Below are 14233 nucleotides of genomic sequence, written 5' to 3'. Positions count from 1 at the left end.
CGCCGCCGCCCCGGCGTGCCGGGCGACCGCCTGCTGGAGGCGGTTCTGGGCGGGGGCCCGCCAGATGTGGCAGATGGCGAGGGCGAGCGCGTCGGCGGCGTCGGCGGGCTTCGGCGGCGCGTCGAGCCGCAGCAGCCGGGTCACCATGGCGCCGACCTGGGCCTTGTCGGCGCGGCCCGAGCCGGTGACGGCGGCCTTGACCTCACTGGGGGTGTGCAGGGCGACGGGCAGACCGCGGCGGGCCGCGCACAGCAGGGCGACGGCACTGGCCTGGGCCGTGCCCATGACCGTGCGCACGTTGTGCTGGCTGAAGACGCGCTCCACGGCGACGAACTCCGGCCGGTGCTCGTCCAGCCACTGCTCCAGGCCCTCTTCGAGGGCGACCAGGCGCCGGCCCAGGTCGGCGTCGGCGGGCGTCCGCACGACCCCGACGCCGAGCATGGTGAGCGGCCGTCCGGCGACTCCCTCGACCACCCCGACGCCGCACCGGGTCAGCCCCGGGTCCACCCCCAGTACGCGCACGCTCCACCTTCCCTGGCCGTCGTCCGTCCGTGCAGGCTATCCGCTGCCACCGACAACCCCGGGCAAGGCAACGGGCCGACGGGGTCTCGTCCCGTCGGCCCGTGGTGCCTGCCGCCTGCCGCCTGCCGCGTCCGTACCGCGTCGTCCCGGCGGAGGCTACGCGTCGACCTTCTCCATGATCTCGTCGCTGACGTCGAAGTTGGCGAAGACGTTCTGCACGTCGTCGCTGTCCTCGAGCGCGTCGATCAGCTTGAAGATCTTCTTCGCGCCCTCCTCGTCCAGCTCGACCTGCATGGTCGGGACGAAGTTGGCGTCGGCGGACTCGTAGTCGATGCCGGCGTCCTGGAGGGCGGTGCGCACCGCGACCAGGTCGGTCGGCTCGCTGATGACCTCGAAGGACTCACCGAGGTCGTTGACCTCCTCGGCGCCCGCGTCGAGCACGGCACCCAGCACGTCGTCCTCGGACAGCTCACCCTTGGGGACGATCACCACGCCCTTGCGGTTGAACAGGTACGACACGGAGCCCGGGTCGGCCATGGAGCCGCCGTTGCGGGTCATGGCGACACGGACCTCGGAGGCGGCACGGTTGCGGTTGTCGGTGAGGCACTCGATGAGCACCGCGACGCCGTTCGGGCCGTAGCCCTCGTACATGATCGTCTCGTAGTCGGCGCCGCCGGCCTCCAGGCCCGCGCCCCGCTTGACCGCGGAGTCGATGTTCTTGTTGGGAACCGACTGCTTCTTGGCCTTCTGGATGGCGTCGTAGAGCGTGGGGTTGCCCTCGGGGTCGGCACCCCCCATCCGGGACGCCACCTCGATGTTCTTGATCAGCTTCGCGAAGAGCTTGCCGCGCTTGGCATCGATGACGGCCTTCTTGTGCTTCGTCGTGGCCCATTTAGAGTGGCCGGACATCTGCCTGTCTCCTTCGCGTAACCCATCCCTGCAACGAACGCATGGAATCCTACAAGGACTCGGCCCGCCGCCACGCGCGTGTCATGTCCACGAACAGCGCGTGGACCCGGTGATCGCCGGTCAGTTCCGGGTGGAACGACGTGGCCAGCGCGTTGCCCTGACGGACCGCGACGATGTGGCCGTCGTGCTCGGCGAGCACCTCCGCGCGGGCACCCACGGACTCGACCCACGGGGCGCGGATGAACACCCCGTGCACCGGATCGCCCGGCACGCCCCGCACCTCGACGGCCGCCTCGAAGGACTCGTTCTGCCGTCCGAAGGCGTTGCGGCGCACGATCATGTCGATGCCGCCGACGGTCTCCTGCCCGGAGCGCGGGTCCAGGATCTTGTCGGCGAGCAGGATCATCCCGGCGCAGGTGCCGTAGACGGGCATGCCCTCGCGGACACGGGCGCGCAGCGGCTCCAGCAGGCCGAAGAGGACCGCCAGCTTGGAGATGGTGGTGGACTCGCCGCCGGGCAGGACGAGACCGTCCACCCCGGCCAGCTCCTCGGGGCGCCGCACGGGCCTGGCCACGGCGTCGGCCGCGGCCAGGGCCACCAGGTGCTCCCGTACGTCGCCCTGGAGGGCCAGGACGCCGATCACAGGTGAAGCGGGCATCCGGGCGCCTACCAGCCGCGGTTGGCGTAGCGCTCGGCCTCGGGGAGGGTGTCGCAGTTGATGCCGACCATGGCCTCGCCCAGGTTGCGGGACGCGTCCGCGATGATCTTCGGGTCGTCGTAGAAGGTGGTCGCCTTCACGATCGCCGCGGCCCGCTTGGCCGGGTCGCCCGACTTGAAGATGCCCGAGCCGACGAAGACGCCCTCGGCACCGAGCTGACGCATCAGGGCGGCGTCGGCGGGAGTGGCCACACCGCCGGCGGAGAACAGCACGACGGGCAGCCTGCCCAGGTCGGCGACCTCCTTGACCAGCTCGTACGGGGCGCGCAGCTCCTTGGCGGCGGCGTACAGCTCGTGGTTGTCGTAGCCGCGCAGCCTGGCGATCTCGTTCTTGATCTGGCGCAGGTGGCGCACGGCCTCGACGACGTTGCCGGTGCCGGCCTCGCCCTTGGAGCGGATCATCGCGGCGCCCTCGGCGATGCGGCGCAGGGCCTCGCCCAGGTTGGTGGCACCGCAGACGAAGGGCGTGGTGAACGACCACTTGTCGGAGTGGTTGACCTCGTCGGCCGGGGTGAGCACCTCGGACTCGTCGATGTAGTCGACGCCGAGCGACTGCAGCACCTGGGCCTCGACGAAGTGGCCGATGCGGGACTTGGCCATCACCGGGATGGACACGGCCTCGATGATGCCCTCGATCATGTCCGGGTCGGACATGCGGGCCACGCCGCCGTCCTTGCGGATGTCGGCCGGGACCCGCTCCAGGGCCATGACCGCGACGGCGCCCGCGTCCTCGGCGATCTTCGCCTGCTCCGGCGTGACGACGTCCATGATCACGCCGCCCTTGAGCTGCTCGGCCATGCCGCGCTTCACGCGGGCGGTGCCGGTCTCGGGGGCCTGGTTTTCGGAGAGCGTGCTGGACACGAGTGACCTCACTGAGGGGGAAGAGGAGTTCTGCAGCTCCGAGGAAACGCGAGCGGACCAGTCCACAGCAAGGGCCAATGGGAAGCCGGTGGATCGTTTTGCGGGCCGCCGGGCCGGTGCGGTGCGCCTGCCGTGCGCGTGCCTGGCGAGCGGGGGCGGCGCTACGCCACCCGTTCGATCAGGGCCGCCGGAGGTTCGTCGTCCATCTCGAAGGCCATCGGGAACGAGGCGTGGCCCGCCAGCCGGAACCAGCGCACCTTGCGGTGCCGGCGCAGCGCCCGGGCCGCCCGCACCGCGTCGTTGTGGAAGCGGCGGGCCATCGGCACCCGGCGCACCGCCTCGGCGAGCTCCAGCGTCGCGGCCTCTCCCCCGGGCGCCTCCCGGACCGCGTCCACCTGCGGCGCCTCCGCGAACACGGCGCGCAGTGCCTGGCTCAGCTCGCTCTCCGCGACCTCGCGCTGCTCCTCCACCGCCTGCCGGGCGGCGTGCGCCGCCTCGTACAGCACCATCGAGGCGGCCGGGTCCAGGACACCCGAGGTCGCCAGCTCCTGCGCCACGGAGGCGCGGCGGAGCAGCTGGGCGTCGAGTGCGGCGCGCGCCGCGTCGATCCGGGCGTGCAGCCGGTCCAGGCGTCCCGCCGTCCAGCTCAGGTAGAGGCCGATGACGACGAGCGCGACGAGGATCCAGATGAGGGTTGGGGTCACGGGCGGCAAGGCTACCGGGGCGCTCCGCTGGGGGTGCGGGGGCGGGTGACGTGCCGTCGGCTCTCGGCGTGCCGTCCGCGGGGGCTGCCGCCCCCGGGGCCCCGCTTCGGCCTGGACGGCCTCGTCCTCAAACGCCGGACGGGCTGAACGAGCCCCGCCCCGGCCACGGACACCGGCCTCACGGGCTGCCGCCCCCGAACCCCCGCATCGGCCTCAACGGCCTCGTCCTCAAACGCCGGACGGGCTGAATGAGCCCCGCCCCGGCCGCAGGCACCCTCCTCGAACGCCGGACGGGCTGAACGAGCCCCGCCCCGGCCACGCGCACCGGCCTCAGGGGCCGCCGCCCCCGAACCCCCGCATCGGCCTCAACGGCCTCGTCCTCAAACGCCGGACGGGCTGAATGAGCCCCGCCCCGGCCGCAGGCACCCTCCTCGAACGCCGGACGGGCTGAATGAGCCCCGCGCCGGACGCAGGCACCGCCGTCGGGGAGGGCTCAGTCGCGGGCCAGGCCGAAGCGGGACCAGAGGCCTGTGGTGCGGTCGTCGGCGGCCACGGCTGCCGCGCCGGCGGTGACCGTCTCGTAGACGGAGAGGATGTCGGCGCCCACGGTGGACCAGTCGAAGCGGCGGACGTGGCTGCTGCCCCGGTCGCGGAGCTTGGCGCGGCGTTCGGGGTCCGCCAGGAGCCGTACGGCCGCCGAGGCGAGCGCGTCGGCGTCCTCGTTGGGGAACAGTTCGCCGGCCGCTCCGTGGTCGAGGACCTGGGCGAAGGCGTCGAGGTCGGAGGCGAGCACCGGGGCGCCCGCGGACATCGCCTCGACGAGGATGATGCCGAAGCTCTCGCCGCCGGTGTTGGGGGCGACGTAGAGGTCGACGCTGCGCAGCAGGCGGGCCTTGTCCTCGTCGCTGATCATGCCGAGGAACTCGACGCGGGAGCGCAGGTCCGCGGGCAGCTTCTCGACGGCCTCCTCCTCGTCGCCGCGCCCGGCGACCAGCAGCCGGGTCTGCGGGCGGGCGGCGAGGATCGCGGGCAGGGCGCGCATCAGGACCGGCAGGCCCTTGCGGGGCTCGTCGATGCGGCCGATGAAGCCGATCGTGTCGCCCTGCCACTCGGGCTTCGGCTCGGCGCGGGCGAAGAAGTCCACGTCGACGCCGTTGGGGATCACGACCGCGTCGCCGCCCAGGTGCTCGACGAGGGTGCGCCGGGCGTACTCGCTGACCGCGATCCGCGCGCTGATCTTCTCCAGGGCGGCCTGGAGGATCGCGTACGCCGCGATCATCGCGCGCGAGCGCGGGTTGGAGGTGTGGAACGTGGCGACGATCGGGCCCTGCGCGGCCCAGCAGGTCAGCAGGCCCAGCGAGGGCGAGGTGGGCTCGTGGATGTGGATGACGTCGAAGGCGCCCTCGTGCAGCCAGCGCCGTACCCGGGCGGCCGACAGGAAGCCGAAGTTCAGCCGGGCCACGGAGCCGTTGTACGGCACCGGTACCGCGCGGCCGGCCGAGACGACGTACGGCGGGAGCGGGGTGTCGTCGTCGGCGGGGGCGAGCACGGAGACCTCGTGGCCCAGGCGGACGAAGTACTCGGCCAGGTCACGGATGTGGAACTGGACGCCGCCCGGGACGTCCCACGAGTAGGGGCAGACGATGCCGATCCTCACGGCGTGTCCTCCCGGGCCTTCCGCGCGGGGTCACGGGCGGGGTCGAGGTCCTTGAGCCACAAACGCTGGAGCATGTGCCAGTCCTCCGGGTGGTCGGCGATGCCGGTGGCGAAGGCGTCGGCCAGCGCCTGCGTCATGGAGGACGCCTTCTCGGCGCGGGTACCTGACGCGGGGGCCTCGACGGGCGGGTGCACGCGGCCCCGCATCACCGGCGTCTCGTCGTACCAGAGGGTCACCGGCAGCAGCCGTGCCCCGGTCTGCAGCGCGAGCAGGGCGGGGCCGGCGGGCATCCGCGCGGTCTCGCCGAAGAAGTCGACCTCGACCCCCGACGCGGACAGGTCCCGGTCGGCGACCAGGCAGACCAGGCCGCCGTCACGCAGCCGGCGGGCCAGGGTGCCGAAGGCGGTGCCCCCGCTGTGCGGCAGCACCTCCATGCCGAGGCCCTCGCGGTAGGCGACGAACCGGTCGTACAGCGTCTCCGGCTTCAGGCGCTCGGCGACGGTGGTGAACGGGATGCCGAGCCGGGTGGTCACCCAGGCGCCCGCGAGGTCCCAGTTGGCGAGGTGGGGCAGCGCCAGGACGACGCCCCGGCCGGCCGCCATGCCGTCGGTGAGGTGGTGCAGGTCCTCGGGCTCGAACCCGTTCCTGATCCGCTCCTCGCTCCAGGCGGGCAGCCGGAAGGACTCCATCCAGTAGCGCAGGTAGGAGCGCATGCCCGCGCGGGACAGCTCGGTGAGCCGCTGCGGGCCCGCGTCGGGGACCACGCGCGCGTAGTTGCCCTCCAGCCGCAGCACGCCCGTGCCGCGGCGTCGCCACGCCACGTCGGCGATGCTCCGGCCCAGCCGCACGGCGACGGGCTCGGGCAGTTTCCGGACGGTGCTCCAGCCGGCGCCGTACAGGGTGTCGGTCAGCCGTTCCCGGGCGCTCACTTCGCGGCCTCGCTCCCCCGGCTCCCGCTGCGGTCGGCGACCGTGCCGTCCCCGCCGTCCTCCTCGTCGGCGGCCGCCGCGTCGGCGGCCGCCGCGTCGCCCGCCACCGCGTCCGCCTCCGCGGCCTCCCGGCGCACGGTGACGACCCGCTGGACCAGCGTCACGAGGCTGCCCACGGCGACGATCCACAGGGCGACCGGCAGCAGGTACTGGATGCCGGGCACCCCGAACGCGTGCAGGCCCGCGAGTCCGGCCGCGACCAGCGAGATCACCAGCCGCTCGGCCCGCTCCACCAGTCCGTTCACCGCGACCGGCAGGCCGATCGACTCGCCGCGGGCCTTGGTGTACGACACGACCTGGCCGCTGGCCAGGCAGAAGATCGACACCGCGCACAGCACCGTGTCGTCGCCCCCGGCCGCGTACCACAGGGCGAAGCCGCCGAAGATCGCGCCGTCGGCGACCCGGTCGAGGGTGGAGTCGAGGAAGGCGCCCCAGCGGCTGGAGCGGCCCAGCTGGCGGGCCATGTTGCCGTCGACCAGGTCGGAGAACACGAACAGCGTGATCACCACGGTGCCCCAGAAGAACTCACCCATGGGGTAGAAGACCAGCGCACCCGCGACCACGCCGGCCGTGCCGATGAGCGTGACGGTGTCCGGGCTGACCCCCCGCCGGATGAGAAACGCGGCGAACGGCGTGAGGACACGCGTGAAGAATGCACGCGCGTACTTGTTCAGCATGGCCTTCCCGACGGTCGGTGTGGCCGTGCGGCCCCTGCTGGCCACCGGCTGGCCCATCGTAGTCACGCGCACGCGCGGGCGGCCGGGCACCCGCCCGGACCGCCCGCCGGGGCACGGGAGTCCGGGGCACGGATCCGCCCGCGGCGCCACCCGGGGGCCGTCCCGCGTCCGCCGTATGGACGCACCGTGACGGGAGTGGAAAGCTCGGATTACCGCGGGCGCCGCCGGAGCCGCACCGCACGCGGGTTCCGCCGGTCCGCGCCCACAGCGACCTCACCGTGCACGGGAGGCAGGATCATGGGCGACAAGGCGCACACACACCCCGGAGCCGCCGGCAGGGCACAGGCGGCCGACCACCCCGCGTCCGTACGGAATGTGGTGCTGGTCGGCCACTCCGGATCGGGCAAGACAACCCTGGTGGAGGCTCTCGCACTGACCGCGGGAGCGGTGAACCGGGCGGGCCGCGTGGAGGACGGCGGCACGCTCTCCGACTACGACGAGATCGAGCACCGGCAGCAGCGCTCGGTGCAGCTCTCCCTGGTGCCCGTCGAATGGGGCGGCATCAAGGTCAACCTCCTCGACACCCCCGGCTACGCGGACTTCGTCGGGGAGCTGCGGGCCGGTCTGCGCGCGGCGGACGCGGCCCTCTTCGTCGTCTCGGCCTCCGACGGCGTGGACGGCTCCACCCGCATGGTCTGGGACGAGTGCGCGGCCGTCGGCATGCCGCGCGCCATCGTCGTCACGCACCTGGAAGCGGCCCGCGCCGACTTCGAGGAGATGACCCGGGTGTGCGCCGAGACGTTCGGCGGCGACGACCCCGACGCCGTCCTGCCGCTGTACCTGCCGCTGCGCGGCCCGGAGGGACCCGACGGGCACGCGCCCGTGACCGGCCTGACCGGGCTGCTGTCGCAGAAGCTGTTCGACTACTCCACCGGCGAGCGCAAGGAGTCCGAGCCCGGCCCGGACCAGCTGCCGCTCATCGCGGACGCCCGCAACCGGCTCATCGAGGGGATCATCGCCGAGAGCGAGGACGAGACCCTCATGGACCGCTACCTCGGCGGCGAGGACATCGACACCGGCACCCTGATCGAGGACCTGGAGCGCGCCGTGGCCCGCGGGGTGTTCTTCCCCGTCCTGGCCGCCGCGCCCGCCCCCGAGGGGGCCCGCCAGGGCCTCGGCACGGTCGAACTGCTGGACCTGGTCACCGGCGGCTTCCCGACGCCCCTGGAGCACGGCACGCCCCGGGTCACCACGGTCGACGGCAAGCCGCGCGAGCTGACGCCCTGCGATCCCGCGGCCCCGCTGGTCGCCGAGGTCGTCAAGACCTCCTCCGACCCGTACGTCGGCCGGCTCTCCCTGGTCCGCGTCTTCTCCGGCACCCTGCGCGCCGACCAGACCGTCCACGTCTCCGGCCACGGGCTCGCCGACCGCGGTCACGAGGACCACGACGTCGACGAACGCATCGGCGCGCTGACCACCCCGTTCGGCAAGCAGCAGCGCCCGGTCCCGCACGTCATCGCCGGCGACCTCGCGTGCGTGGCGAAACTCGGCCGCGCGGAGACCGGGGACACCCTTTCCGCCAAGGACGACCCGCTGCTCGTGGAACCCTGGGAGATGCCCGACCCGCTGCTCCCGCTGGCCATCCGCGCCCACAGCAAGCCCGACGAGGACAAGCTCTCCCAGGGCCTGTCCCGGCTCGTCGCCGAGGACCCCACCATGCGGCTCGAACAGAACCAGGACACCCACCAGGTGGTCCTGTGGTGCCTGGGCGAGGCCCACGCCGACGTCGCCCTGGAACGGCTGCGCAGCCGCTACGGCGTCCAGGTCGACGTCGTGCCGCACCAGGTGGCGCTGCGGGAGACCTTCGGCTCGCGGGCGTCCGGACGGGGCCGGCACGTCAAACAGTCCGGCGGCCACGGCCAGTTCGCCATCTGCGAGATCGAGGTGGAACCCCTGCCCGGCGGCTCCGGCGTCGAATTCGTCGACAAGGTCGTCGGCGGCGCCGTCCCGCGCCAGTTCATCCCCTCCGTCGAGAAGGGCGTCCGCGCCCAGGCGGCCCGGGGCGTCGCCGACGGCCACCCCCTCGTCGACATCCGGGTGACGCTGCTGGACGGCAAGGCCCACTCGGTGGACTCCTCCGACGCCGCCTTCCAGACGGCCGGCGCGCTGGCCCTGCGGGAGGCCGCCGCGGACGCCGTGATCCACCTCCTGGAGCCCGTCGCCGAGGTCACGGTCCTGGTCGGCGACGACTACGTGGGCCCGGTGATGAGCGACCTGTCCGGCCGCCGAGGCCGGGTGCTCGGCACCGAACAGTCCTCCGCCGGACGCACGCTGATCCGGGCCGACGTGCCCGAGATCGAGATCGGCCGGTACGCCGTCGACCTGCGTTCGCTCTCGCACGGCACCGCCCGCTTCAGCCGCCGCTACGCGCGGCACGAGCCGATGCCGCCCCAGGTCGCCCAGCGGCTGCGTCAGGAGACCCGCATGGCCTCGTAGGGGGCGGCGCCGGGCGTCCGCGCGAGCCGTCGCGGGCGCCCGCGCACGCGCCCGTCCACCCCGCACACCACCGAACGCTTCACTCCGCCCCGGGCCCCGCACCCCGGGCCCGCGGACGGGCCGTCACGGTCCGCAGACGGACACCCCCCGCTGCGGATACGCTGAAGACCTGATCAACAGGTGTGCGCAGCACGGAAGTCGGGAAGGCCGCAAGACGACAGTCGCGGCGATCGGGGGCGGGAATGACCGTTGAGAGCGGTTACGCGGACTTCTTCGGTCCGCAGGTGCCGCGCATGGGCGACGAGGGGCAGACGCCGACCTTCGCGCTGGCCTCTGCCGCCTACCGGGACAACGAGGCCGACGAGATACTCAAGGCCAACAACGAATGGCACAAGTCGGCCGTCTCCAAACCCAGGATCAAACTGTTCCGGCCGAATCTCGGGGAGGCCTTCTCCCGGGCCGTCATCGACCGGATGCTCGGCTCCGGGCGGGCGCCGCTCGTGCAGTCCTTCGGCACCCAGCCGCACGTGGTCGTCGAGCACAGCCTCGCCGCCCACCGCATCCGCCGGGAGCGCGACAACTGGCTCAGCGCCGTCATGGTGCTGTGCGGCGTGCTCTTCCTGCCGGGCCTCCTCGTCTGGCTGCTCGTCTTCCAGATCCGCACCACCATGACCAAGCGCGAGGACAAGCGCGCCGGCGCCCTGGCCACCGCGCTGCTCGTCGCGATGGGCGCCCTCGCGGTGCTGTTCCTGCTCCGGATGCCCTTCGACGGGTTCTGGGGCTGGTACGCACGCGCCTGCGTCGTCGCCCCCGTCGCCGGCTGGTTCTGGGCCAAGCGGATCTGCGAACGCACCGCCCACGACCTGCGGGAGCGCTGGGACAGCCTCCTGTCCGGCGGCAGCGTCGGCGCCAAGGTGCCGGAGGCGGTGCCCAGCAGCCCCGGGGAGACCGCCGCCGAAGAGCTGCGCCAGTCCCTGGCCCGGCTCAGCGCCGAACAGCAGTCCAACTCCGTCTTCTACGCCGGCCCCAAGGGGATACTCGGCATGGGCACCCGCTGGGGCAGCTGGCAGCTCGCCGAGGAACTGGTCGCCGCCGACCCCGACCGGGAGATCAACCCCTTCCGCAGCTGGGACGTCATCAAGGCCATCCACGACCGGCTGCGCATGCTGGAGCGCGGCCCGCTGCACACCGGCGGCTTCACCAAGCCCTCCGTCCGCCACTGGATCGTCACCCCCATCGGTGAGAACGCCACCGCCGTCTCCCGCCCCGAGGGCACCGACGTGGAGGCCTACCAGGTCAAGCAGCACGCCATACAGGAGATCTGCAACAAGCAGCAGTTCGGCGCCGGCGACCGGCACTACCTGGGCGTGCAGTGGACCCTGTGGGACGGCCAGCTCGTCATCACCATGCTGATCACCGTGACGGTGCTGCACGAGACGCTCCGCATCGAGGTCACCGGCCACGCGCTGGGGCCCGTGCACCCCCTGTTCACCACCAAGCCGGCCGCCAAGGAGAAGACGGTCCAGAAGTCGGTCAAGTTCTGGGAGACGCGTACGGTCAAGCTGCCGCTGGTCGACGCGGACGAGGTGGTGCGCCTCGCCGCTCGCGCCCCCCTGACCTGGTACCCGCCGCTGCTGTACTGGCTGGGCGGCAAGCTGACCCTGCCCGAGCCGTTCGGTCTGCGGCACGCCTGGGCGGACAAGCCGTGGCGGCACCGCTTCATGGCCGACGACGCGCTGCGCGCCGCGACGCCCGTCCTGCGCGCGGTGCACTCCGCCGCGATCAAGGTCCTGGCGGAGAACGGCGTGAACACCGAGAAGTTCGGCGCCCGCTCCTCGGCCCTCAGCGGGGCGGTGCAGGAGGCGGCGCCCAAGAAGGCCGACGTCTACGACGCCTGAGGGGTGCCCCCGCCCGGGGGCACCCGGCGCCGGTCAGGAGGAGGGCCAGGCGTCCGCGAGCATCTTGCGGGTGTCGCCCAGCAGCTGCGGGAGCACCTTCGTGTGGCCCACCACCGGCATGAAGTTGGTGTCCCCGCCCCAGCGCGGGACGACGTGCTGGTGCAGGTGGGCGGCGATGCCCGCGCCCGCCACCGTCCCCTGGTTCATGCCGATGTTGAAGCCGTGCGCGCCGGAGGCGGTGCGCAGGGCCGTCATCGCCTGCTTGGTCAGCTCACCGAGCTCGGCCGTCTCCTCGGGGGTGAGGTCCGTGTAGTCGGCGACGTGCCGGTACGGCACCACCATGCAGTGGCCGCCGGTGTACGGGTAGAGGTTCAGGACCACGTAGACGCGTTCGCCCCGCCGGAGCACCAGGCCGTCCTCGTCGGACTTGGCCGGGATCGAGCAGAACGGGCAGTCGTCGTCGGCGCCGGGGCCGCTCGGCTTGTTCTCGCCCTGGATGTAGGCCATCCGGTGGGGCGTCCAGAGACGCTGGAACGCGTCCGGCGTCCCCACTCCCAGCTGCTGCTCCGGCTCACTCGTCATGCGTGCAGCATATGGCGTCCGGGGGGTGGCACGGCACGGGCCCCCGGAACGCTTCCCGGGGGCCCGTGGCGTCGTGGGTCAGACCTGCGCGCGCTCCTCGACGACCTTCACGATCTTCGCGATGGCCTCGTCGACGGGGATGCCGTTCTCCTGGGAGCCGTCGCGGTAGCGGAAGGAGACGGCCCCGTTGGCCATGTCCTCATCGCCTGCGATGACCATGAACGGCACCTTCTGCTTCTGGGCGTTGCGGATCTTCTTCTGCATGCGGTCGGAGGAGGAGTCCACCTCCACCCGCAGTCCCCGCTTCTTCGCCCGGGCCGCGAACTGCTCCAGGTACTCGACGTGGGCGTCGCCGATCGGGATGCCGATCGCCTGCACCGGCGCCAGCCAGGCCGGGAAGGCGCCCGCGTAGTGCTCCAGGAGCACCGCGAAGAACCGCTCGATGGAGCCGAACAGCGCGCGGTGGATCATGACCGGGCGGGTCTTGGAACCGTCCGCGGCCGTGTACTCCAGGTCGAAGCGCTCCGGCAGGTTGAAGTCGAGCTGGATGGTCGACATCTGCCAGGTGCGGCCGATGGCGTCCTTGGCCTGCACGGAGATCTTCGGGCCGTAGAAGGCGGCGCCGCCCGGGTCGGCCACGAGTTCCAGGTTCTGCTTCTCGGCGACCTGGCGCAGCGTCTCGGTGGCCTCCTCCCACGCCTCGTCGGTGCCGACGAACTTCTCCGGGTCCTTGGTGGACAGCTCCAGGTAGAAGTCGTTCAGGCCGTAGTCGCGCAGCAGGTTCAGGACGAAGGTGAGGGTCTTGTCGAGCTCCTCCGACATCTGCTCGCGGGTGCAGTAGATGTGCGCGTCGTCCTGGGTGAAGCCGCGGGCGCGGGTGAGGCCGTGCACGACGCCCGACTTCTCGTAGCGGTACACGGTCCCGAACTCGAACAGGCGCAGCGGCAGTTCACGGTAGGAACGCCCGCGCGCGTCGAAGATCAGGTTGTGCATCGGGCAGTTCATGGGCTTGAGGTAGTAGTCCACGCCCTCGTCGAGCTGCATGGGCGGGTACATGCCGTCGGCGTACCAGTCCAGGTGGCCCGAGGTCTCGAAGAGCTTCCCCTTGGTGGCGTGCGGGGTGTAGACGAACTCGTAGCCCTCCTCCTCGTGCCGGCGCCGCGAGTAGTCCTCCATGACCCGGCGGACGATGCCGCCCTTGGGGTGGAAGACGGCGAGGCCGGAGCCGATCTGCTCCGGGACGGAGAACAGGTCCAGCTCGCTGCCCAGCTTGCGGTGGTCGCGCTTCTCGGCCTCGGCGAGGAACTCCAGGTGCGCCTTCAGCTCGTCCTTGGTCGGCCAGGCGGTGCCGTAGATGCGCTGGAGCTGCTTGTTCTTCTCGCTGCCGCGCCAGTACGCGGAGGCGTTCCGCATCAGCTTGAACGCCGGGATGTTCCGGGTGGTGGGCAGGTGGGGACCGCGGCAGAGGTCCTTCCAGCACAGCTCGCCGGTCCTGGCGTCCAGGTTGTCGTAGATCGTCAGCTCGCCCGCGCCGACCTCGACGTCGGCGCCGTCGTCGTGCGAGGCGGCGCCCTTGAGGCCGATCAGCTCCAGCTTGTACGGCTCGCCGGCGAGCTCCTCGCGGGCCTCGTCGTCGGTGACGACGCGGCGGGAGAAGCGCTGGCCGCGCTTCTGGATCTCCTGCATCTTCTTCTCGATGGCCTTGAGGTCATCGGGGTGGAAGGGCCGGTCCACGTCGAAGTCGTAGTAGAAGCCGTCCTTGACCGGCGGGCCGATGCCCAGCTTGGCCTCGGGGAACAGCTCCTGCACGGCCTGGGCCATGACGTGGGCGGTGGAGTGGCGGAGGATGTCCAGGCCGTCCTCGGAGGAGATCTCGACCGGCTCGACGGTCTCGCCGTCGGCCACCTCGCAGGAGAGGTCCCTGAGCTCGCCGGAGATCCGGGCGGCGATGACCGAGCGCTCGCCGGCGAAGAGTTCGGCGGCCGTAGTGCCCGTCGTCACCACGCGTTCTTCCCGCTCGGAATCGCGTTGGATGATCACACGGACGTCTGACACCGGTCTCTCCTGACTGAAGGCTGTGGTCGCGGCGCCATACCGGAGCGCACGCATGGGTGCGATCGTACCGACCCGACGGGGCCCTCCGCGAAATCATTCCTCGCGGGCGGTGCCCGGCCGGGCGGCGTCGCGGCCCTCGCGGGGGCCGGTGCGCGGCCCGTCGCCC

The 14233-nt window shown here is 72.2% G+C and carries 12 protein-coding genes; 2 read left to right on the top strand and 10 right to left on the bottom strand.

Annotation, left to right across the window (positions count from 1 at the left end):
• The 8 genes from ruvC to pgsA form a co-directional block, all read right to left on the bottom strand.
• On the bottom strand, nucleotides 1-522 hold a 522-nt coding region (gene ruvC, locus G3I53_RS17340; RefSeq protein WP_164438526.1), incomplete at its 3' end, for a crossover junction endodeoxyribonuclease RuvC.
• Between the two features lie 156 nt (nucleotides 523-678).
• Complete coding sequence (locus G3I53_RS17335) at nucleotides 679-1431, bottom strand: YebC/PmpR family DNA-binding transcriptional regulator (RefSeq protein WP_164335862.1); 753 nt, start codon at nucleotides 1429-1431, stop codon at nucleotides 679-681.
• A 49-nt stretch (nucleotides 1432-1480) separates the two neighbouring features.
• Complete coding sequence (gene pdxT, locus G3I53_RS17330; RefSeq protein ID WP_164335860.1) at nucleotides 1481-2089, bottom strand: pyridoxal 5'-phosphate synthase glutaminase subunit PdxT; 609 nt, start codon at nucleotides 2087-2089, stop codon at nucleotides 1481-1483.
• 8 nt (nucleotides 2090-2097) lie between these two features.
• A complete protein-coding gene (gene pdxS / locus G3I53_RS17325; RefSeq protein ID WP_164335858.1) occupies nucleotides 2098-3009 on the bottom strand; it encodes a pyridoxal 5'-phosphate synthase lyase subunit PdxS in 912 nt (303 codons plus the stop codon).
• Nucleotides 3010-3170: 161 nt separating this feature from the next.
• On the bottom strand, nucleotides 3171-3722 hold the full coding sequence (locus G3I53_RS17320; RefSeq protein ID WP_203592136.1) for a hypothetical protein: 552 nt from the start codon (nucleotides 3720-3722) through the stop codon (nucleotides 3171-3173).
• Nucleotides 3723-4206: 484 nt separating this feature from the next.
• The gene (locus G3I53_RS17315) at nucleotides 4207-5370 is read right to left on the bottom strand and encodes a glycosyltransferase family 4 protein (protein ID WP_164335854.1); all 1164 of its coding nucleotides are present in this window, start codon (nucleotides 5368-5370) and stop codon (nucleotides 4207-4209) included.
• Complete coding sequence (locus G3I53_RS17310; RefSeq protein WP_164335852.1) at nucleotides 5367-6299, bottom strand: phosphatidylinositol mannoside acyltransferase; 933 nt, start codon at nucleotides 6297-6299, stop codon at nucleotides 5367-5369. Before G3I53_RS17310 ends, G3I53_RS17315 begins: the two co-directional genes overlap by 4 nt.
• A complete protein-coding gene (gene pgsA / locus G3I53_RS17305) occupies nucleotides 6296-7093 on the bottom strand; it encodes a phosphatidylinositol phosphate synthase (RefSeq protein ID WP_203617193.1) in 798 nt (265 codons plus the stop codon). The genes G3I53_RS17310 and pgsA overlap by 4 nt, the downstream gene beginning before the upstream one ends.
• Before the next feature lie 240 nt (nucleotides 7094-7333).
• On the opposite strand from pgsA, the gene G3I53_RS17300 reads away from it, so the two are divergent.
• Both G3I53_RS17300 and G3I53_RS17295 read left to right on the top strand, forming a co-directional pair.
• Nucleotides 7334-9532 carry an elongation factor G-like protein EF-G2 gene (locus tag G3I53_RS17300; protein WP_164336926.1) on the top strand — a complete coding sequence of 733 codons (2199 nt, stop codon included), beginning with the start codon at nucleotides 7334-7336 and terminating at the stop codon, nucleotides 9530-9532.
• A gap of 242 nt (nucleotides 9533-9774) precedes the next feature.
• Nucleotides 9775-11430: a cytochrome d ubiquinol oxidase subunit II gene (locus G3I53_RS17295; protein WP_164336928.1), complete on the top strand. Its 1656-nt coding sequence runs from the start codon at nucleotides 9775-9777 to the stop codon at nucleotides 11428-11430.
• 33 nt (nucleotides 11431-11463) lie between these two features.
• On the opposite strand, the gene G3I53_RS17290 is transcribed toward G3I53_RS17295, so the two are convergent.
• Nucleotides 11464-12012, bottom strand: coding sequence for an HIT domain-containing protein (locus G3I53_RS17290; protein ID WP_164336930.1), 549 nt, complete (start codon nucleotides 12010-12012; stop codon nucleotides 11464-11466).
• A gap of 78 nt (nucleotides 12013-12090) precedes the next feature.
• Nucleotides 12091-14067, bottom strand: a complete 1977-nt coding sequence (thrS, locus tag G3I53_RS17285; protein WP_164336932.1) for a threonine--tRNA ligase — start codon at nucleotides 14065-14067, stop codon at nucleotides 12091-12093.
• Between the last annotated feature and the right edge of the window lie 166 nt (nucleotides 14068-14233).

Source organism: Streptomyces sp. SID14436 (assembly GCF_010548465.1).
In the GTDB taxonomy this organism is placed as follows: Bacteria; Actinomycetota; Actinomycetes; order Streptomycetales; family Streptomycetaceae; genus Streptomyces.
The sequence above is the reverse complement of the archived record's forward strand: the minus strand, read 5'-3'. Positions and strand labels throughout refer to the sequence as shown.

Bases quoted from the DNA above. Each gene is read 5' to 3' on its own strand.
- pdxT (WP_164335860.1), bottom strand. From the start codon at position 2,089: ATGCCCGCTTCACCTGTGATCGGCGTCCTGGCCCTCCAGGGCGACGTA.
- G3I53_RS17335 (WP_164335862.1), bottom strand. From the start codon at position 1,431: ATGTCCGGCCACTCTAAATGGGCCACGACGAAGCACAAGAAGGCCGTC.
- G3I53_RS17295 (WP_164336928.1), top strand. From the start codon at position 9,775: ATGACCGTTGAGAGCGGTTACGCGGACTTCTTCGGTCCGCAGGTGCCG.
- G3I53_RS17290 (WP_164336930.1), bottom strand. From the start codon at position 12,012: ATGACGAGTGAGCCGGAGCAGCAGCTGGGAGTGGGGACGCCGGACGCG.
- pgsA (WP_203617193.1), bottom strand. From the start codon at position 7,093: ATGGGCCAGCCGGTGGCCAGCAGGGGCCGCACGGCCACACCGACCGTC.
- G3I53_RS17300 (WP_164336926.1), top strand. From the start codon at position 7,334: ATGGGCGACAAGGCGCACACACACCCCGGAGCCGCCGGCAGGGCACAG.